Source organism: Nitratireductor sp. ZSWI3, from assembly GCF_024655565.1.
Classification (GTDB): Bacteria; Pseudomonadota; Alphaproteobacteria; order Rhizobiales; family Rhizobiaceae; genus Nitratireductor.
On record NZ_JANKOF010000022.1, the window covers coordinates 37,947 to 58,169 of the forward strand.

The following is a 20,223-nucleotide window of genomic DNA, read 5'->3' on the forward strand; positions in this document are numbered from 1 at the left end:
CGCAACAATCGGGGCGGACAATGGAACCGAAGCACCGATTGGAAGTTCGGATCACGGCGGTTCGTCACGACGCCAGGAGAGGTCCCTTCGCGCCGGACGCGCTGGAGATCAGGTGGCCATCTGTGCCTCTCGAAACGATACGAGGCGCTTCGTTTTTTCGTCCCACAACACGAGTTTGACGCAGCTGAGGCTCTGAAGAAGCGTGATACGGCCGATGTGCCGCAAATCGGGATGATCCCGCAGCACCTCGGGCAGACGGTAGAACGGCACTTTCGCAGCCAGATGGTGGACGTGGTGGATTCCGATATTGCCCGTAATCCAGCGAAGCGGGAACGGAAGATCATAGTGCGAGCTACCGTAGAGCGCGGCATCCTGGAACTTCCAGTCCTCGCCGTCCGACCAGTGCGTCTGCTCGAACTGGTGCTGAATGTAGAAAAGCCAGACGCCGGCGGTTGCCGCCATCAGGGTGACCGGCACTTGCACCATGAGGAAGGGGCCAATCCCCATCAGCCATATCAGGCCAGCCACCGGAAGCGCTGCTCCGATACTGGTGGCGATCGTCGACGTCCAGGGCTGGATACCGGCCCGCATGAGGCCGAGCGGCAATCTGTACTGGCAGATGAACAGCCAGGCCGGACCGAGACCGAACATCACCGCAGGGTGGCGATAGAGCCGATAGCGTACGCGTCCCCACCAGGACAGCGCGCGATATTCCCCGACCGTAAGCGTATTGACGTCTCCGATCCCGCGCTTGTCCAGATTGCCCGCCGTGGCGTGGTGGACAGCATGGGTGCGGCGCCAGTAGTCGTAAGGCGTGAGCGTGAAGACGCCGATCACGCGCCCGGTCCAATCGTTGATGCCGCGACTTGCGAAGAGGGCGCCATGGCCGCAATCGTGCTGCAGGATGAAGAGGCGGACCAGAAAGCCGGCCGCAGGGACCGTCAGCAGGAGACCCCACCAATAGCCATTTGCAACAGCCACCGCCGTCAATGCCCACAGCGCGACAAAAGGAAGCGCCGTTGTGGCGATCTCGACCGTACTGCGGATCGCACTGGGTTTGCGATACTGCGCGAGAACCGTAGTCCAGGAGGCGCCCTTTGGTTCAACGGCCGCACCGCCGTCAATGTTGCTTTTCATCAGATTTCCGGGTTGCGCATGCGCCCGGCCACCTTTCTGCCGCGGCCTTTGGCCGGCGCAGGCTTCGGTTGCCGTGCTTCCATTTGCAGACGGGCCTGCCGCAGCCCTTGGGTCTTGGCCTCGCGGCTGTCGGCTTCCGCCTGGATGATCGCGCGCGCAGTGCTGTTCGTGATCTCAGCCTTGGTCTGCGGGCCCGGCCGCACAAGCCGGAACAGATTGTCCTTGGTTATGGCTACAGCCATGTCGTCGGTCTCCTTCCGACAGGGTTGAAAGCAAAAAGGGCCGGGCAGAAGCCCGACCTCTCCTCTCGTCTCGACGATCCGTGCCAGTACATCCGTGGTCACGTCTCGAAGACGAATGCTTATGCAACGTGCAGGTTATCCGCAGCACCCTTGCCCGAACGGCTGTCCTGGACAACGTCGAAGCTCAGCTTCTGGCCTTCCACGATGGTGCGCATGCCGGCGCGTTCGACGGCGGAGATATGGACAAAAACGTCCGAAGCGCCATCGTCAGGCTGGATGAAACCGAAGCCTTTGGTCGCGTTGAAGAATTTTACGGTTCCAGTGTTCATGACGATTTCCTTTCAATCAGTCATAGAGAATGTTCGCCGTGCACGGAGCACGGAGAACAATGTAGGTCGACATTGAGAGGGAAGATCAGCAGAGCGCCTGGGGCGCGGAAACAAAGTTCGGCAAACAAGATCGATCTCCAACATATAAGCCTCACCGGTCCGCAAGACAAGGTTCCATCACACAGCCAACTATCTGGTAGGTCACGCGAGGGCTCCGCCGCAACGGAGCCGTTTGCGGCATCGCGAGGCGCTTGCTCGGGTTCAACCTTCGGTGGGCATGGTATCGGTGGTGGATGCTTCGGGCACGACCACCCTTTCCGGCAGGCTTTCCAGAGCCAGGAGCCGCTGCGCACATACGTCCGCGGCGCCAGTAATCTGCTTCTCAAGGCCCGGAACGATGATCCAGCCTCCGTCCTCGACGAAATTGTCTCGCTCGTAGGTCTTGGCTTCCTTGAGCGAAACCAGATTGCCGGCGGCGTTTCGGTCGGCGACAAAGGCTTCGACACAAATCGAAGCGACCAGTTGCTCGCCGGCGTCCCGGGATGCCTTTGCAGCCATCTCACTGGCGGTACCGCCCGTGACCCAACCGCCCCAGCTGAACCCGACGATCATTGCCGTCACAGCTCCAACACCCGCGCCAACGAGGGCGGGTTTCGTCCATACGGGGGATTCCATGAGATTGTCCAATCAGAGTGAGGACAAGCACGCATGATCGCGTGCGAGTGGTGAAAGCGTATCACGAAACATAACAGCAAGCAAAATTCCGTTAAAACCGTCATGGGCGACGATGCAGACCGGCACCTGCCGGTTCGTTGAGAGATCCGCGCGGGCAGAACCAACCGCCCAACGGCAGTGCGCGATTCCAGCGAATATCCTCGCCTTCCAGGACGAATACTGGTACCGTTTGATCCGTCGGCGGCTTCAAACAGGGCGCTGCCGATTGAGGGTCGCCCTATGTGGCGCCCCCGCCCCAGCCAAGGAAGGAGGGCAGTCATGTCTTCCGCCTCGTTACATCCACAACATCCGACGTTGGCAACCATGACGATCATGGTGGACGCCGTCGCATGAAATATCTCGGCAAACTGGGCACCGATCCGACGCTCTGGCTGCTCTTCCTCATGATCGGCGGTGCAGGAAGCGCTCTTCTATACGCGGTCCTGACCAGCATCACTTTTTGAGCAACCATGTCGGGTCTTGGCACCGGGCCTATCGCTCGAACGGCGCGGGATGCCGGAGAAGCGCGACCGCGTCTCCGACATCCACTACCAGAAACCGAAAGGCGAGCCGATGAGCGAAGCCACGTGGCACAGGGCCTGCACCGGGGAAATCCCTGGTTCTTGAACAATCGTACCGGCGCTCCTGTTATTCATCCGCCGTAGAACCTATATGAGGGTGTGGCTTCAAAGACGCGGTCTCAAGAAAGAACGCTTATAAAAATCGTTCCCTTCGCTGTTGTTGTTCGACGCGCTGAAGGCAGTTTTTACGCAACCGACCATCCGCCTGATCGATCGCAGCGCCGAGAATGACAGGCAGCCGGGCAGCCGACGACCGCACCGTCGGCGCTTGCTGCCTGCACGTTTCAAACACGGCGCGCTACGGCGACTGGATTGTGACAATCCCGCACGATCACCACCTGCGGCACCGGTCAGGTGAAGAGCATGACAGATCATCGTTTCGCAGTGTCGAGGCGCAGCCCGGCCGGGCTGTGCCGCAACCGAAGAACGGAGTTTGACAATGGCCAAGGGACAAAAGCGCAGCAATCGCGAGATAAGAAAGCCGAAGCAGAAGAAGGAGCCTGCGCAAATGGAGGCGCCGTTCGGCAGTCAGGTCAAGCAAGCGGGCAACAGCAACACACCCCGCGGCAAGGAGAAGGCCCGGCCTGGTTAGCAGCGGGATTGCATTCCGCCGGCAGGTATCAGGATGAAGGTTGTCATCGAATTTTATAGAGTCCGCGCGGTCGACGACGCTCGCGCAAAGGTTGGCCATGTCAGCCGCGATGTGATCGGTACGGAGGCGGCGATCGAATTGGCCGCATCACTGCGGTGCTCACTCGCCATGCCGCAAGAACCGGACATCGTCACGATCTCTGACGATCAGGGAAACGCATTCTATTGCGCGGCGGTCGGGTCCGGCCATGTTGCCGGAATGGATTATGACGCTCGCGAGATCAGCATTTGGGAGAATGAAGGCGGCGCTGTCGCCCGCTCGTCCTTACCAGGAGCCGCAGGGCCGCGATCAGTGAATTTCTCCTTCCAATGCCAACGAGGTATCCGATCATGACACTCACTTTCCCCAATAGAAGCCGCAGCTATGACGAAGCCGGGCAGCGTGTTCGCTTTATCGGCCATGACGGCATGTTCGAGGTGCCGTTCTTCGTGGAGGCCGATGCGCTCCGCCCTACAGCGGCCGGCGAAGCACATTGTCTGGCCGCATTCGATGCGGCCCGCACCACGATCCACGATGTCGCGCGAGAAATCTACGGGAACGTCCGCAGGTCCGTATATGTGCTAACGGCGGCGGACTTCCGGTAACCCTGTGGCTTCCTCGGACCCACCCTCGATGCAAATACGCCAGAAGAACTGGATGCTGCCATGACCGTTCGCACCACCGACACAAAGGTCACGTTCAGGCAACCGTTCATGCTGAACGCCCTTGACACTCGGCAACCGGCAGGAACCTATCGCCTGGTGATCGACGAAGAAGAAATCTTCGGTCTTTCCTTTCTCGCCTACCGGCGCACGGCCACGATGCTGCACATTCCGGCGATTTCCATCAAAAGCAGCCGACATCAGGTGGTGGAGGTCGATCCGGAGGAACTGGCAGCGGCATTGGACGCGGATGCGCTCGCGTGCCGGACTGTCGAGGAGTAGTCGGCCATGCAGCATCTTGGTGGAATTCACGGAACCGGCGTCCTGAAAGGTGGGGGCAAGACACTTGCCCGCGTGGTCTATGATTTCGACGGTTTCCTCAGGAAGCCGGGTGAAGTGATTGGCAGCGGCGAAATCCGGATGCCTCCCGATACTCTGCGGCAGGTATTCGGCCGCGAGGATCTCCATCTCCTGACGGGCAACGGACGGCTTCTGCGCCTTCGCTTCTCCGAAAAGCATCTACCGGCGGCCAGCGATGCCGCGCATGTGGATGTCGCCGGCGACCTGCCGCCACAATCCGAATGGCGCCACTGACCGTCCGATCTCCTCGGCATGTGATCGTCGATCGATCCAAGTTGGGAGATTGACCCGTCTCCTTGCCCGAAACCGCACGGGAGCCGACACTTCAACAAATCAGCTGTTCGGCGTACGCGCGCGGGCTGGAAAGGCACTCCTTGAAATCGACCCCCCGCCTACACTGGCATCGCTCCTCATTGCCGCCGTGGAACGATGGAGCGCCCGTGAGGGAGGAGCTTTTCAGCGCGGAGCGGCTCGAGCAGCACGCGCAAAGCCTCGCCGCCGCGCAGCCGGTGACCGACCGGCCGCCAGCTGTCCTGTCCCTGCACAAGAGGCTCAATAACAATGCGGCAGTTCTGCTCGCCGCCTATCGGGCGAGTGCCGCGGAACTGGAGAGCGGCAGGGGTGTGGTCCCGGCCGCCGAATGGCTGCTGGACAATTATCATCTGGTCGAGGAGCAAATCCACGAGATCAGGGATGACCTGCCTCCCGGCTACTATCGTCAGCTGCCGAAGCTGAGCAAGGGACCGTTTGCGGGCTATCCGCGAGTTCTCGGGCTCGCATGGGCATTCGTGGCGCATACCGACAGCCTGTTCGAGCGTGAGAAACTGCGGCGATTTCTCGTGGCCTATCAGCGGGTTCAGCCCCTGACGATCGGTGAGTTGTGGGCCGTTGCGATCACCCTGCGCATTGTTCTCATCGAAAACCTGCGCCGGCTCGCCGACCAGATGACCGCGGGCCGCGCGGCGCGCGCGGATGCGGCAGCGCTGGCCGAGCGGCTTCTCCTCTCGGGCTGTGGCAGGACTGCGCTCGAAACGGATATCGCCTCCCGATCACAGGAACCGTTGTCCGAAGTCTTCGCCGCGCAATTGGCCAAACTATTGAGGAATCAGGATCCCGAAACGACGCCGGCGCTCGGATGGCTGGAAGAGCGTCTCGCACATCAGGGCGTGTCGGTCGACGAGGTGGTGCAGCATGCCCAGCAGAGGCAAGGCGCATCCAATGTCACCGTGCGCAACATCGTCACCAGCATGCGGCTGATTTCCGATATCGACTGGGCTGAGCTTTTCGAGAGCGTCAGCCTTGTAGACGAGCGGCTGCGCGCGCGAAGCGCCTTTGCCGGCATGGATTTCCCGACCCGCGACCTTTACAGGAACGCGATCGAGCAACTGGCCCGCGGCTCTTCGTTCTCGGAACTCGGGGTTGTGGACCAAGCACTCGATGCGGCGCGTGAGGCGGGCGATCCGGCCGGCGCGGAACGCACCGGCGATCCCGGCTACCACCTGATCGCCCAGGGCAGACCCGCGCTCGAGCGGGCAATCCGGTTTCGGCCGCCGCCGCGGCTGCGGATCAGCCGCCTCAACGCCCGCCTCGGCATTGGCGGCTATATGGGAGCGATCCTGCTTGTCACGGCGCTGGTGCTGGCTCTCGCGCTGTGGGCGCTTTCGCGCTCCGGGCTCGACACGGGCTGGCTCGTGCTGTTCGCCCTAATCGGATTTCTTCCCGCGACCGATGTGGCGACCGCCCTCGTCAACCGTGCGATGACCTGGAGCTTCGGCGCGACCATCCTGCCCGGTCTGGCGCTCAAGCAAGGCGTTCCGCCATCGCTGCGCACACTAGTCGCGGTGCCGACGCTTCTGACCAGCGAAGCGGACCTTCTGGAACAGATCGAACGCCTCGAGGTCCATCATCTTTCCGGCGTCGGCGGCGACCTCGTCTTCGCCCTCCTCACCGACGGGACGGATGCGGATCGGGAAGTCATGGAGGACGATGCCCGACTGCTCGATAGTGCCGCCAAGGCGATCGCCGCACTGAACCGGCGTCACGAACCCGCTGCCGGCGGGAGCCGCTTCCTCATCCTGCACCGGCGCCGCGTCTACAACGCGGCCGAAGGCAAATGGATGGGGTGGGAACGCAAGCGCGGAAAGCTGCACGAACTCAACCGGCTTCTGCGCGGCGCCGACGACACCACCTTCATGCCCATAGACGGAAGGCCGCCGCAGGTGCCGCCGGATGTGCGCTACGTCATCACGCTGGACGCCGACACGCGGCTGCCGCGCGATGCCGCGCATCGTCTGATCGGCAAGATGGCGCATCCGCTCAATCGACCGCGCTTCAGCGAAGCCGAGCAGCGTGTCGTCGATGGCTACGGTATTCTCCAGCCGCGCGTCACCCCCTCGCTCCCGGTCGGCCGTGAAGGATCCTTTTACCAGCGCGTCTTCTCCGCCCCCGGAGGCATCGATCCGTACGCGGCTGCCGCCTCGGACGTGTATCAGGATCTCTTCGGCGAAGGCACCTATACCGGCAAGGGCATCTATGATGTCGATGCCTTCGAGGCGTCGCTTTCCGGCCGCGTGCCGGAGAACTCGATGCTCAGCCACGATCTCTTCGAGGGCGTGTTCGCGCGCGCCGGCCTGGCTTCAGATGTCGAGGTGATCGAGGAATTCCCATCACGGTACGACGTCGCCGCCAAGCGTCAGCATCGCTGGACGCGTGGCGACTGGCAGCTCCTACCCTGGGTGACGGGGCTGCTAAGAGGACATTCGGCGGTTCCATCCATCGGCCGCGGGAAGATGCTTGACAACCTGAGGCGTTCGCTTTTGGCGCCGTTCACCGTCCTTGCGCTGGGGCTCACCTGGCTGATGCCGCTGCCGGCCGCGATCACGGGAACGGCGCTTCTTCTTGTAGCCGTCGCGATCCCTACCTTCCTGCCGATTTTTTTTACCCTCGTGCCGCACCGCGCCGGCATTCGTATGCGCAATCACTTCGCAACGCTTGCCGCAGACCTGCGGCTCGCAGCTATCCAGAGCGCCCTTTCCATCGTTTTCCTGCCCGACCATGCATGGCGGATGGTAGACGCCATCGTCAGAACGCTGGTCCGGCTTTTTTGGTCCCGCCGCCATCTGCTTGAATGGACCACGGCTGCGCAATCGAAGGGAAGCCCGCGCCTGAACTTCGCCGGTTTCTATCGCCGCATGGCATCCGGCACGCTGCTTGGACTTGTTATGGCCCTTGGCGCGATGGCTCTTTCGCCTTCCTCCTGGCCGCTGGTCCTACCTTTCGCGCTGTTGTGGCTTACAGCGCCGGCGGTCGCCTTGTGGGCGAGCCGGTCGCCGAGAGACGGGCCGCGCCTTGCGATCTCCGACCCGGATGCGACTGAACTGCGGCTGATCGCGCGCCGCACATGGCGCTTCTTCGAGACCTTCGTGACGCCCGATGACAACATGCTGCCCCCGGACAATTTCCAAGAGGATCCGAAGCCTGTTGTCGCGCACAGGACGTCGCCCACCAATATCGGGCTTTATCTCATCTCCGCGATTGCCGCCCGCGACTTCGGCTGGGCGGGTACGGTCGAGACCGTGGAGCGGCTGGAAGCCACGTTGCAGACCATGCGCAAGCTCGCGCGGCACAACGGTCACTTCTTCAACTGGTATGCGACGCAGGACCTTCGTGTCCTCGAACCCGCCTACATCTCGTCGGTCGACAGCGGAAACCTCGCCGGACATCTGATCGTCCTTGCCAACGCATGCGAGGAGTGGGCCGACAATGATGAACCGCCAAATGTGCGGCTCGGTATGACGGACAATCTCCAACTGGCGCGTCATGCGCTCGGCGCCCTGTCCGCCGCCCGCGACCAACGCGGTGTACAACTCTCCCTGATGCTCGATGATATCGAAGCCCAGCTGAAAGGTCCCCAAACGCTCGAGGCGTTGTCGCCTGTGCTGACGCGCCTCGCGGATAAGGCTGCCGCTGCGGCGCGCGACATGATCCCGACGGATGCCGAAGACTGCGGCCCGGATCTCGTCTTCTGGATCGAATCCTTCAAGAAGACGGTGGTCGAACACGCGCAGGATCGATCCTCAGACCAGGTCCTGAAGGACCGGCTGCAGGCGCTTGCCGCACAAGCGCGCGAGATGGCGCTGGCGATGGACTTCGCATTTCTTTTCGATCCCGAACGCAAACTGTTGTCGATCGGATATTCCCTAGCCGACGATAGCCTCGATCCGAGCTGTTACGATCTGCTCGCTTCGGAAGCGCGGCTTGCGAGCCTCTTCGCCATCGCCAAGGGCGACGTCGAGACACGGCACTGGTTTCGCCTGGGACGGGCCGCGACGCCGCTTGCAAATGCATCGGCGCTGATTTCGTGGTCCGGCTCCATGTTTGAGTATCTGATGCCGTCGCTCGTCATGCGCGCTCCCGCAGGCAGCCTGCTCGAACAGACTAATCGGCTGGTGGTGGAGCGCCAACAGGCTTACGCGCGATCACTCGACATTCCATGGGGGATCTCCGAGTCCGCATACAACGCGCGCGACATAGAGCTGACCTATCAGTACTCCAACTTTGGCGTTCCAGGTCTCGGTCTGAAGCGCGGTCTCTCAGAGAACGCGGTTGTCGCACCCTACGCGACGGGGCTTGCGGCCATGATAGACCCGCACGGTGCGCGCGAAAACTACGCCCGTCTCTCACAGATGGGCGCCAACGGCCGCTACGGCTTTTTCGAAGCGCTTGATTTCACCCGCTCCCGACTCCCCGAGAAGAGGAACGTGGCCATCGTACGCACCTTCATGGCCCATCATCAGGGCATGTCCATCGTCGCCATCGCCAACGCGCTGCACGATGGCGAGATGCGTGCCCGCTTTCATCGCGAACCGATGATCCAGGCAAGCGAACTCCTATTGCAGGAGCGCATGCCCCGCAACGTCGCGATCGGACATCCGAAAGCCGAAGAGGTGAAGGTTTCCCCGGCCACGGCGGGCACGGAAATCCCGACCTACCGCCGCATCGCCGCGACCACGGCTGGCCCTCCGGTTACCCATTTACTGTCAAATGGCCGCTATGCGGTGATGCTTACCGCCGCGGGAGCGGGGTTCAGTCGCTGGCGCGACATCGCCGTCACACGCTGGCGCGAGGACGCCACCCGCGACGACTGGGGTTCCTTCATCTTCCTGCGTGATGTCCACAGCGGGGATGTCTGGTCCGCCGGTGCCCAGCCCCTCGGCGTCGAGGGGAACAATCGCGAAATCATCTTCGATGAGGATCGCGCCCAGTTCATCCACCGAGATGGCAAGCTGACGACCACAATGGACGTTCTGGTCTCCGGCGAAGACGATTGCGAGGTGCGCCGCGTGTCCTTGAGCAATGCAGGGCGGCGGCCGCGCGAGATCGAGATCACATCCTACGCCGAAATCGTCCTGGCGCCGCCGGCCGCCGACACGGCGCATCCGGCGTTCTCCAAAATGTTCGTCGAGACCGAACATGTCGCCGAATTCGGCGCACTCATCGCAACGCGGCGCCAGCGCTCGCATGCCGAACCGCAGGTTTGGGCTGCCCATCTCGCCGTCGTTGAAGGCGAGATCGTCTCCGATCCGCAATACGAGACCGATCGCGCCCGCTTCATCGGGCGCGGCAACACCATTCGCACGGCAGCGGCAATGGCGGAAGATAAGGCGCTCTCGAACACGGTGGGCACGGTTCTCGATCCGATCTTTTCGCTGCGCCAGCGGGTGAGGATCGCGCCCGGAAGGGTCGCGCGCATCGCATACTGGAATGTCGTCGCATCGTCGCGCGCCGAACTCATGGACCTGATCGACAAGCACCATGATCGCAGCGCGTTCGAACGCGCCAGGACCTTGGCGTGGACGCAAGGGCAGGTCCAGCTTCGCCATCTTGATATCGACGCCGGAGAGGCCGCGGATTTTCAGCGCCTGGCCGCACCCATCATCTACGTCGACCCGCGCCACAGGGCGCCGTCGGAAGAGATTGTCCGCGGTGCCGGCTCGCAATCCAGCCTGTGGCATCTCGCCATTTCCGGCGACCTGCCGATCGTCTTGTTGGGCATAGACGATCCCGAGGACATGGCCCAGGTTCGCCAGCTGCTGCGCGCCCACGAATATTGGCGCATGAAAAGCCTCGCCGTCGACCTGGTGATCGTCAACGAGCGCGCATCCTCCTATACGCAGGATCTGCAAATCGCCATCGAGACCGCAGTGCGCAGCAGCCAGTCGCGGCCGCACTTCGGGTTGGAGCTGGCGCAAGGCTCCGTCTTTGCGCTTCGCGCGGATCTGATGAGCGCCGAGGCGCGCGCGCGCCTCCGTTCGATTGCCCGTGTCACGCTCTCGGCGCGACGTGGATCGATAGAAGAGCAGCTCGATCATTTGCCGAACTCAGCCGGCAATCACTCCTCCGTCTCCCTCCTGCAAAAGCCTGGGCGGAAGATCCCCGAGCCCTCCGCGCCGCACACGTCACCGCTCGAGTTCTTCAATGGCCTCGGCGGCTTCGATCAGGACGGGCGGGAATATGTGACGATCCTCAAGGGCGGCGCCGTCACGCCCGCGCCATGGATCAATGTGATCGCCAATCCCGGTTTCGGCTTCCAGGTCTCGGCGGAGGGAAACGGTTACACCTGGGCTGAAAACAGCCGCGAGAACCAGCTTGCGCCATGGTCGAACGATCCCGTGGTCGATGCGAGCGGCGAGACGATCTACATCCGCGACGAAGAGACCCTCGAACTTTGGAGCCCGACCGCGCAGCCGATCCGCGGCGGCGGCGCTTATGTTTCGCGCCACGGTTTCGGCTACAGCCGTTTCGAGCACGAGGCGAACGGCATCGCGCTCGATCTCCTGCAATATGTGCCGCTTGCCGACCCCATCAAGATCTCGCGCCTGACCCTTCGCAACCTTTCCGGTCGCCCGCGCCGTCTGTCGGTCACGAGTTATGCGGAATTGGTGCTCGGCACCTCGCGCAGCGCCACGGCACCATTCCTTGTGACTGAGATGGACGAGGCCACCGGCGCGATGCTGGCGCGCAATCCCTGGGGCATCAATTCCTCCGATGGCATCGCCTTTGCCGACCTTTGCGGACGGCAAACCGCCTGGACCGCCGACCGGACCGAATTCCTTGGCCGCTATGGCCATCCCTCGGCGCCTCGCGCGCTCGCAGGCGATCGGCCGCTGTCCGGGCTCACCGGCGCCGGGCTCGATCCCTGCGCGGCCCTGCAACAGACCATCGAGATCGGCGCGGGCGAAACGGTCGAGATCGTCTCGTTTCTCGGGCAGTGCGGCTCGCAGGAGGAGGTCCAGGCTCTGCTTGCGCGCTATCGTGCGGCCGATCTCGATGCGGTCCTCCGGGAGGTGACGGATCACTGGGCCGACGTCTTGCAGGCGGTTCAGGTCAAGACGCCGGATCGCGCGATGGACATCATGCTCAATGGCTGGCTGCTCTACCAGACGCTCGCCTGCCGCATCTGGGCGCGCTCGGCATTCTACCAGGCGAGCGGCGCTTACGGCTTTCGCGACCAGTTTCAGGACGGCATGGCCCTGACGCTGGCAAGGCCCGACGAGACGCGGCGCCATTTGTTGCGTGCGGCCGGTCGGCAGTTCGTCGAGGGCGATGTCCAGCACTGGTGGCTGCCTCAGTCGGGGCAAGGTGTGCGCACGCGGATTTCCGACGACCGCGTCTGGCTCGCATTCGCGGCGGCGACCTACATGGATGCAACGGGTGATGCCGCAGTGCTGGACGAGATCGTTCCGTTCCTCGACGGACCGGCGCTCAGCCCCGGCGAGCACGATGCCTTCTTCCATCCCACGGAGGCGGCCGAATCCGCCTCGCTGTTCGAGCACTGCGCCCGTGGCCTCGATCAGTGCCTCGAACTCACCGGCAAGCGCGGCCTGCCGCTCATCGGCACCGGCGACTGGAACGACGGCATGAACCGTGTCGGCGAAGGCGGCAAGGGCGAGAGCGTCTGGCTCGGCTGGCTATTGCTGCGCGCAATCGAGCTGTTCGCGCCATTGGCGGAAGGGCGTGACCCGGGACGCGCCGAACGCTGGCGCGCCCACGCAGCCTCGGTGCGCAAGGCGCTCGAGAAGCACGCCTGGGACGGCGAATGGTATCGCCGCGCGACCTTCGACGACGGCACATGGCTCGGCTCGAAGGACAGCGAAGAATGCCGGATCGACTCCATCGCCCAGTCCTGGGCCGTCCTGTCGGGCGCCGCCGATCCGACCCGGGCGGCAACGGCAATGGCATCGCTGGAGAAGCATCTTATCCGCCGGGAAGACGGCATGGCATTGTTGTTCACGCCGCCCTTCGACAAGACGCCGCGCGACCCCGGCTACATCAAGGGCTATCCGCCGGGCCTGCGCGAGAACGGCGGGCAGTACAGCCATGCGGCCATGTGGGCGATCCTGGCCTTTGCGAAGTCGGGTGCTGGCGACAAGGCGCACGATCTGTTCTCGCTGCTCAATCCGATCAACCACGCGCTTACGCCCGAGGAGATCGAACGCTACAAGGTCGAACCCTATGTCGTTGCCGCCGACGTCTATTCCGTCGCGCCGCATGTCGGCCGGGGCGGATGGACCTGGTACACCGGCTCCGCCGCGTGGATGTACCGTTCCGGCATCGAAGGCATTCTGGGCATTCGGCGCGAGGGGGAATTCCTCGTTGTTGATCCGTGTATCCCGTCGGCTTGGCCGGGCTTCGAAGCCACCGTGCAGGTGGGGTCGACCCGCTACGAGATCCGCGTGGATAACGCGATGCAAGGAGGCTCTGATACATGGTCCGCAGTGATGGACAACAAGGCATTGCAGAACCTGGGAGTCTATGTGCGCGTTCCGCTGGACGGGTACGAACACAGCCTCAGTTTAATGCGATCCGGCGGTTGAGCTCCTGAATCACTTTGCGATTAACGCAGAAATAGCGTATGGTAAAAGTGTCGGCGGTTACTTATACGGGCGCCGTCGATTGAGGGTGGCCTTTGCGCCCTAGCCCTGACCTAAGGAGGACGCCATGTCTTCCAACCATCTCACTTCCGACAACCTGACGATGATCGAACGGCTGCTTAGCGAGTTTCGAGTCATCGAACGTGACCGCGATTTGGATATCGAGACCGCCCAGGCGCGCCTGCTCATCTACGCGTTTGCGGATGGAATCTCGATCGAGGCGGACTTGCGCAGCCTATTGGCCAAGCACATTTCCCTAAACAACAGTCTCGACCGTTCGTCTCGCCGGTGGAGGGCCGAAGCTGACGCGCCCTCCCACAGACAAGAGCACATGCTCCCGTCACCCGAAGAGGAGTTCAACGCGGCCGAGACAATCCATCCAATGACCGCCGCACCCCACGATGAGGAGACACTAATTGGTCGCAGTGCAGTTGGCGAAACGGCCGTCATCTCCTGGGTCCCCGGCTGCGGTGCGGATGACCGCAGCGGGCACTGGGTACGTGTGGATGACGGCAAGCCTTTCGAGGCCGTTCACTGGGTACGAACGATGGCGCTGGAACATTCGAGCGTGGGGTCCACAAGATGATCCCGATTCACCTCGACGAGCGCGCGCTCGATGCTGGACTGGTAGCCTACCTGGCGGCCGTGGGGTCCGATGCCTCGCGCTATCCAGACTTGCGCGCTGAAAGCTCCGAACAGTTGGCCGAAGGAATGCGGGATTGCATAAGGGCGTATCTCTCCTTTCTGCCGACGGACCGCCTCATTGACCAGCTAAGGCGGCATGCCGATGCGGAAGTCGACAACACGATCCGCTACATCGTCAATGCAGATCACCTCATGCGTCAGGCAGCTGATCGGATTTCTATGCTTGAGGCGGAACTTGCTGAAGTGAGCGCGAAATCATTGCGTGCGGACGACCTTGCAGCTGGACTTGAGAGCACTGCCATGAACGAATCAAGGAGGACACATCATATTCCCGCCGATGTGCGGGCCGCGATCAGCGCATTTCTCAGCGAATGCCAGAAAAACACCCGACCGTTTGCGGTATCGGAAGCGCTGGATGCGGTACGGCGCATCTTTCCCGACCTCGAAATCTCGGATGACGGTCTTCTGGATGCTATTGCCAGCGAAGCTTCTTCCGCGGGTTTCGATGTTAATTTTGACATCCCTGCGGCTTCCGTAACACCCAAGCGAATGGCGCTCGAGCGGTGGGACAATGAGGGCGGAGCGATCGGAGGATATTCATCCGCCGAGTCGCAGCACAGGGCGGAAGACGACTCGAAAGGCGCCAGGCGGCACGCCAAGGAACAAAAAACAGGGAAGACCTGACAACTCGACTTCGAATTCAACGAATGTAGCGTCATGCCGGTGGGCTGATGATGCGCTTGACCGGAGCAATATTATTATCGAATTCTCGTTATCTGCGCAGGTCACGCAGCATATAATATTTCTGAGTATATAATACATCATGATCAAAAAATGACTTCAACTCAAAAACTTCTAATATTTTTACTTCGCGGGAATGCGATATTTATTTTTTTGTTGTCTTGAAAAGATCCAAATTACGCATATATAAAATAAGAGAGCAGCTTCATAAACTCTTTTTCCTTACAGGAGTGTTTTGGAATCACCCGCTCTCGCGGAGATCAATCATGTTCGGATTTCGAGGCGGCGAAAGCACGGACACTGTCGCGCGCAAGAAGTCCTATATGAAAGACGCGCAGCAAAAGTGGCCATTTCTGACCAATTTCGATTGCTCGACGATCAAGACAGAAGGTCAGCTCGGATCGATGGTCAAGACGCGCAGCGGCATCACAGATGAACAGGCGAAACTGGATGTCGGCGCCTGGATGCAAGGCAAGCGGTTCTGACACTTTACGGCAAGGCTCCCGAGCGGTTTCGGCAGGTGCTGAGTTCCGCTGAACGCGTGATGAATCATCCCGCGCACGAAACGCGACGCGTAGCGCGGCCATGATGGAGCACCGCCCATCATCAGGCCAAGTTCGTGAACCAATGCAGTGCATGGGCATGAAAGGATACCATAATGTCATCCCAGAACGAGAACGGCGGCAGAGGTGGCCCCTGGGGCGGCGGAACCCAGCCCGGCGCCGACCTCGAAGATTTCATCCGACAGGCGCAGGACGGACTCAAACAGTTCATGCCCGGCGGCAACCCGCGTGGATTGCTGATCTTTGCCGGGCTCGCATTTGTCGCACTGGGGGCATGGACCACCTACTATACCGTGCCAAGCGACTCCGTCGCCGTTGTGCAGCGTTTCGGGAAGTACCTGAAGGAGGTCCCATCCGGCCTACACTTCAAGATACCGCTGGGGGTCGATACGGCAACGATCGTTCCCGTCAAGCGGCAATTGAAACAGGAGTTTGGCTTCACAACCCCTGGTGCTGCAGATCCGTTTCAAAGTCCCCGCCCACAGGAAGCGACGCGCGAGACCCAGATGGTGACCGGCGATTTGAACGCCGCATTGGTGGAATGGGTGATCCAGTACCGCATTTCGGATCCCGTCAAATTTCTCTTCGAGGTCCGCGAGCCGAGTGAAACGCTGCGCTATGTTTCCGAATCCGTCATGCGAGAGGTCGTAGGTGACCGCACCGTCGACGAGGTGATCACAATCGGCCGTCAAGAGATCGAGTCCGAGGCGTTGAACAAGATGCAGGCGCTCTCCACCAAATACGCCATGGGGATCAGCATCGATCAGGTCCAGCTCAAGAACATCAATCCGCCTGAGCCGGTACAGGAATCGTTTAACGAGGTGAACCAGGCCCAGCAGGAGAAGGAGAAACTGATCAACGAGGCCCGGCGTGACTATAACAAAGTGATACCCTTGGCCGAGGGCGAGAAGGATCAGCGCATCCGTGAGGCCGACGGCTACCGCCTGAAAAGAATCAATGAGGCGGAAGGCGATGTCGCCCGGTTCGGTGCCTTGCTGACGGAGTACAACAAGGCCCCCGAGGTTACGCGCCGCCGCATCTATGTCGAGACCCTGCAGGACGTCATGCCGGGACTCCGCTCGAAGATCATCGTCGATGAGCAGACACGCAGCATTCTGCCGCTGCTCAATCTCGGTTCGCCACAGGGAGAGAGGCCATGAATAAGGGAGCAGTCATAGCCGTCGTGGCGCTCCTTGCCGTTGGAACGTATGTTTCGGTGAGTTCGATCTATACGGTCAGCGAAGTCGAGCAGGCGATCATCACCCAGTTCGGCAAGCCCATTGGCGACCCGGTGACCACAGCCGGTCTGAAATTCAAGATGCCCTTCATCCAGGTAGTCAATCCGATCGACCGGCGGGTCCTCGAATGGGACGGCAACCCGTCGGACATGCCGACCAAGGACAAGCTCTATATCTCGGTTGATCTCTTCGCCCGTTGGCGGATCACCGATCCCCTCCAGTATTTTCTCCGGTTGCATGATGAGCGCAGCGCCCAGTCCCGTCTCGACGACATCCTCGGCAGTGAAACCCGCAACGCCGTCGCCAAGCACGAACTGATAGAGATCATCCGAACCACCAAAGGTCGCGAGCCCCTGCGCGACGCGCTCCTGACCGAGGCGGAACGGGAGCAGGATATTGGATCTCTCGTGCCGATTCAGAAGGGGCGCAAACTGGTCGAAGAAGAGATCTTCACTGCCGCTGCCGACAAGGTTCGGGTGTTCGGTATCGAGTTGCTCGATATTCGTTTCAAGCGGATCAACTACAATGAAAGCGTCCGACCCAAGATCTACGACCGCATGATCAGCGAGCGCCGTCAGATCGCGGAGCGCTTTTTGTCGGAGGGCCACGGCGAGGCAGCCAGAATCCGCGGCAACCGCGTCCGCGACCTGAACAAGATTCAGTCGGAAGCCTATCGCGAGGTCGAAGAGATCAGGGGCCTTGCCGACGCGAAAGCCACCGAAATCTACGCGAGGGCTTACAATCAAACTCCTGCATCAGTGGCGTTCTACGAATTCACGCGAACCATGAAGTCGTACAAGGCGATGATTGCCGAGAACACGACGCTTGTCCTGTCCACGGATAGCGAGCTATTCAAGTTTCTCAAGGGTATGGATCCCGACAACGCAGTCAACGCCCCTGGCAACGAGCCATCAAATGGCGGCGAGGTCGCACGTGACGTGCTCCGCTGAAATGTCCTCGCTTTGCGGTTGGTCTGCCCTTTGGGTCGTCAACACATGAACTCGATTGCAGCACTGTATTGGCGGTAGCGGTCCTCCGCTACCACCATACCCCCCCAGCCTTGCGTGCGGGAAATGCGCGCCTCCGATGAGTTTCTGCAGGTGGCCGGTTACCTCGATCATGAAGGGGCCGTTGACCATCGGCTGGATGGTCACGCTATCGACCAGATCGCGGATCGGCTTATAGGCCTCCTGGTGTCCGTGCTCGCCATTCTCTCGAAGAGTAGTGGCCAGCCGCTCGATCGCGTCGAGGTATGCGCGGACGGCGGCGGGGTGCAGCTCCACCACCTTCGGTGCTTCGTCGGTCTGCTCAAGTTCCGCGACGATGGTGGCGCGCTCCGCCTTGAGCCGGGCGATTTCCGCCTTGGCATCATCCTCGGCGAGCACTCCCTTGATGGTTAGCTGGATGGCCCGTTCGAGTTCGGAGGACACCGCCCTGTGCCGCGCCTCGAGCTTGGCGCGCCTGTTGATGCTGTCCGCCGCGAGGCGCCGCCGCTCGTCATTGTAGGTCTTGAGGTAGAGTGCGATGGCCTCGGGGCTGGCCAGTCGCTCGCGCAGACCGTCGACCACCACCGGCTCGATGGTGTCGAGGAAATAGGGCGTGCGGTGGTCGCAGGAGCCGCTTTCCTTTGATGCCGTGCATTGTACGCGCACCCGTCCGCCGCGCCGGTCCTTGATCGACATGCCCGCGCCGCAGCAGCCGCATTTGAGCAGTCCGGAGAGCAGGTGCCTGGGCGCGCGCCGGCGGCTCTGGCTCATATGTGTGCGCTCGCCCTTGCGCGCCTGGGCAGCATCGAAGGTGGGGCGGTCGATGATGGCGAGGTGCGGTGCGTCGGCGCGCATCCATTCGTTCTCGGGGTTAACCCGTGAGATGCGCTTGCCGGTATCCGGATCCTTTACCATCCGCACCCGGTTCCAGACGATCTCGCCTGCGTAGAGCGGGTTGAGCAGGATGCCGTGACCGCGCGTCTTGTTGCCGTTGATGGTCGAGGCGTTCCAGCGCACCCCTCGCGGTGGCGGGAGGCGTTCGGCATTGAGTTCGCCAGCGATCCCGCGCGGGGACTTGCCGGCTACATAGTTCTCGAAGATCCGGCGCACCACCTGCGCTTCTTCTTCATGGATTTCCAACTCGCCCGGTTTGCCCGGCACCGGCCGGTAACCGTAAGCGCGCCCGCCGGCATGGCGCCCGTCTCGAGTGACGCCCGCCATGCCGCGCCGGATCATCACTTTCAAGTCCTCGAGGTACTGGCTGTCAATTATGGCCTTGATGCCATCGGTCAGGCGCGTCACCTCGCCATCGGTCGGGGTCATGATCTTAACCCCGGAAAATGTGAGCTGCTTGCGGATGTTGGCGCGGTCGCCTTCGTCGCGGCCGATGCGGCTCATCGTTTCGGCTATGACCACGTCAAAGATGCGCTCCCGGCCATCGGCGAGAAGGCGTAGCATCCCGTCGCGGCCATGGAGCGATGCTCCCGACCGGGCGCGGTCGGCATAAACCTCCACCACCTCATGGCCCATCCGGTCTGCGTAATCGCGGCAGACAGCAATCTGGTCCTCAATGGAGCGGTCGCGCTGCAGGTCGGAGGAAAAGCGGGCGTAGATGGCGGCTTTAGGCATCGTCGTCGTTTTGCTTGGAGTTGGCGGCGATTTGGGCGACATGATCGCGCCGCGCCGCGTCAAGTGCAAGCGCTATGACGATGCGTCGGATTTCAGGCTCCAGTTCGGGCCGTTGGGGTTTTCGCTCTGTGCTGCTGCGGCCTGCCATAGGCGTGCTGTTCTCTGCCGTTTGACTGACAGCGAGACTGTCACCGCAGAGGATTGGCAGGATGGCGCGAGGTGGCGGCGCGCGTCCGCGCCCGCGCCACCGGAAGTGCCGGATTACGCACGCAGCTCTCGCCAGATGGGATTCAGGCGGCGGCGGATTGTGCGCTCGTCGGGGGCATCGCCATTCTCCGAGCGGCGGGAAAACCATTCCTGAAACTCGCCGACAAACTCTGCCTGGGTTTCCGGCAGGCCATGCTCGTGAATGCGCTTGATGACGGCCACGTACATCGCGTCCCAATCGTATTTGTAGGCGCTCGGTGCGGTGGAGGGGCGGCGGACCATATCGTTCTCATCCTCGAAACGCGCCATTTCGGCAGCGCTTATCAGGATGTCAGCCTTGGCGACCACAAGGCCTCCGGATGGTTCGGTGATGAATTCCCATTCCGTACGGTCATGCTGCTTTACGCGATGAACACGTACCTCCGTCGGCCCAGTGCCGTCCCGGCGGAACATGGGCATGATGTCGGCGGCGTGCAGCGCTACCAGGCCGGCAATCGGACCTGCTCTGGATTGGATCAATGAAACGCTGGTGATCAGCTCGAGGCGTTCAAAGGCCGCCCACTCCGCAATGTCGGTAGGCGTGCAGCCCCAGCGCGCCGATACCTCAAATAGAGTGTAGAAGACC

The 20,223-nt window shown here is 61.8% G+C and carries 17 protein-coding genes; 11 read left to right on the forward strand and 6 right to left on the reverse strand.

The window, feature by feature from the left end; genetic code table 11:
* Positions 1–108: 108 nt before the first annotated feature.
* The 4 genes from NUU27_RS09615 to NUU27_RS09630 all read right to left on the reverse strand — a co-directional run bounded on the left by NUU27_RS09615 (position 109) and on the right by NUU27_RS09630 (position 2,320).
* The gene (locus tag NUU27_RS09615) at positions 109–1,137 is read right to left on the reverse strand and encodes a fatty acid desaturase (protein ID WP_257761880.1); all 1,029 of its coding nucleotides are present in this window, start codon (positions 1,135–1,137) and stop codon (positions 109–111) included.
* Positions 1,137–1,481: a hypothetical protein gene (locus tag NUU27_RS09620; protein WP_257761881.1), complete on the reverse strand. Its 345-nt coding sequence runs from the start codon at positions 1,479–1,481 to the stop codon at positions 1,137–1,139. The genes NUU27_RS09615 and NUU27_RS09620 overlap by 1 nt, the downstream gene beginning before the upstream one ends.
* A 17-nt stretch (positions 1,482–1,498) precedes the next feature.
* Complete coding sequence (locus tag NUU27_RS09625) at positions 1,499–1,708, reverse strand: cold-shock protein (RefSeq protein ID WP_257761882.1); 210 nt, start codon at positions 1,706–1,708, stop codon at positions 1,499–1,501.
* A gap of 261 nt (positions 1,709–1,969) precedes the next feature.
* A complete protein-coding gene (locus NUU27_RS09630; RefSeq protein ID WP_257761883.1) occupies positions 1,970–2,320 on the reverse strand; it encodes a hypothetical protein in 351 nt (116 codons plus the stop codon).
* Positions 2,321–3,442: 1,122 nt separating this feature from the next.
* On the opposite strand from NUU27_RS09630, the gene NUU27_RS09635 reads away from it, so the two are divergent.
* From NUU27_RS09635 to hflC, 11 genes are all read left to right on the forward strand, one after another.
* Positions 3,443–3,595, forward strand: a complete 153-nt coding sequence (locus NUU27_RS09635) for a hypothetical protein (RefSeq protein ID WP_257761884.1) — start codon at positions 3,443–3,445, stop codon at positions 3,593–3,595.
* A gap of 33 nt (positions 3,596–3,628) precedes the next feature.
* On the forward strand, positions 3,629–3,988 hold the full coding sequence (locus tag NUU27_RS09640; RefSeq protein WP_257761885.1) for a hypothetical protein: 360 nt from the start codon (positions 3,629–3,631) through the stop codon (positions 3,986–3,988).
* Positions 3,985–4,239 (forward strand): DUF1488 domain-containing protein, encoded by a 255-nt coding sequence (locus NUU27_RS09645; protein ID WP_257761886.1) that lies wholly within the window; start codon positions 3,985–3,987, stop codon positions 4,237–4,239. Before NUU27_RS09640 ends, NUU27_RS09645 begins: the two co-directional genes overlap by 4 nt.
* A gap of 60 nt (positions 4,240–4,299) precedes the next feature.
* A complete protein-coding gene (locus NUU27_RS09650) occupies positions 4,300–4,578 on the forward strand; it encodes a hypothetical protein (protein ID WP_257761887.1) in 279 nt (92 codons plus the stop codon).
* 6 nt (positions 4,579–4,584) lie between these two features.
* Entirely contained in the window at positions 4,585–4,890 is a 306-nt protein-coding gene (locus NUU27_RS09655) for a hypothetical protein (RefSeq protein WP_257761888.1), read from the forward strand.
* A 206-nt stretch (positions 4,891–5,096) separates the two neighbouring features.
* Complete coding sequence (locus NUU27_RS09660) at positions 5,097–13,532, forward strand: GH36-type glycosyl hydrolase domain-containing protein (RefSeq protein WP_257761889.1); 8,436 nt, start codon at positions 5,097–5,099, stop codon at positions 13,530–13,532.
* A 124-nt stretch (positions 13,533–13,656) separates the two neighbouring features.
* On the forward strand, positions 13,657–14,175 hold the full coding sequence (locus NUU27_RS09665; protein WP_257761890.1) for a hypothetical protein: 519 nt from the start codon (positions 13,657–13,659) through the stop codon (positions 14,173–14,175).
* Entirely contained in the window at positions 14,172–14,918 is a 747-nt protein-coding gene (locus NUU27_RS09670; RefSeq protein ID WP_257761891.1) for a hypothetical protein, read from the forward strand. Before NUU27_RS09665 ends, NUU27_RS09670 begins: the two co-directional genes overlap by 4 nt.
* Positions 14,919–15,241: 323 nt before the next feature.
* On the forward strand, positions 15,242–15,460 hold the full coding sequence (locus tag NUU27_RS09675; RefSeq protein ID WP_257761892.1) for a hypothetical protein: 219 nt from the start codon (positions 15,242–15,244) through the stop codon (positions 15,458–15,460).
* Positions 15,461–15,633: 173 nt separating this feature from the next.
* On the forward strand, positions 15,634–16,698 hold the full coding sequence (hflK, locus tag NUU27_RS09680; RefSeq protein WP_257761893.1) for an FtsH protease activity modulator HflK: 1,065 nt from the start codon (positions 15,634–15,636) through the stop codon (positions 16,696–16,698).
* Positions 16,695–17,726, forward strand: coding sequence for a protease modulator HflC (hflC, locus tag NUU27_RS09685; protein WP_257761894.1), 1,032 nt, complete (start codon positions 16,695–16,697; stop codon positions 17,724–17,726). The genes hflK and hflC overlap by 4 nt, the downstream gene beginning before the upstream one ends.
* Here hflC and NUU27_RS09690 read toward each other — a convergent pair.
* Complete coding sequence (locus NUU27_RS09690) at positions 17,688–19,433, reverse strand: recombinase family protein (protein ID WP_257761895.1); 1,746 nt, start codon at positions 19,431–19,433, stop codon at positions 17,688–17,690. The genes hflC and NUU27_RS09690 overlap by 39 nt on opposite strands.
* A gap of 219 nt (positions 19,434–19,652) precedes the next feature.
* The coding region (locus tag NUU27_RS09695; RefSeq protein ID WP_257761896.1) for a hypothetical protein at positions 19,653–20,223 on the reverse strand (571 nt) is incomplete at its 5' end.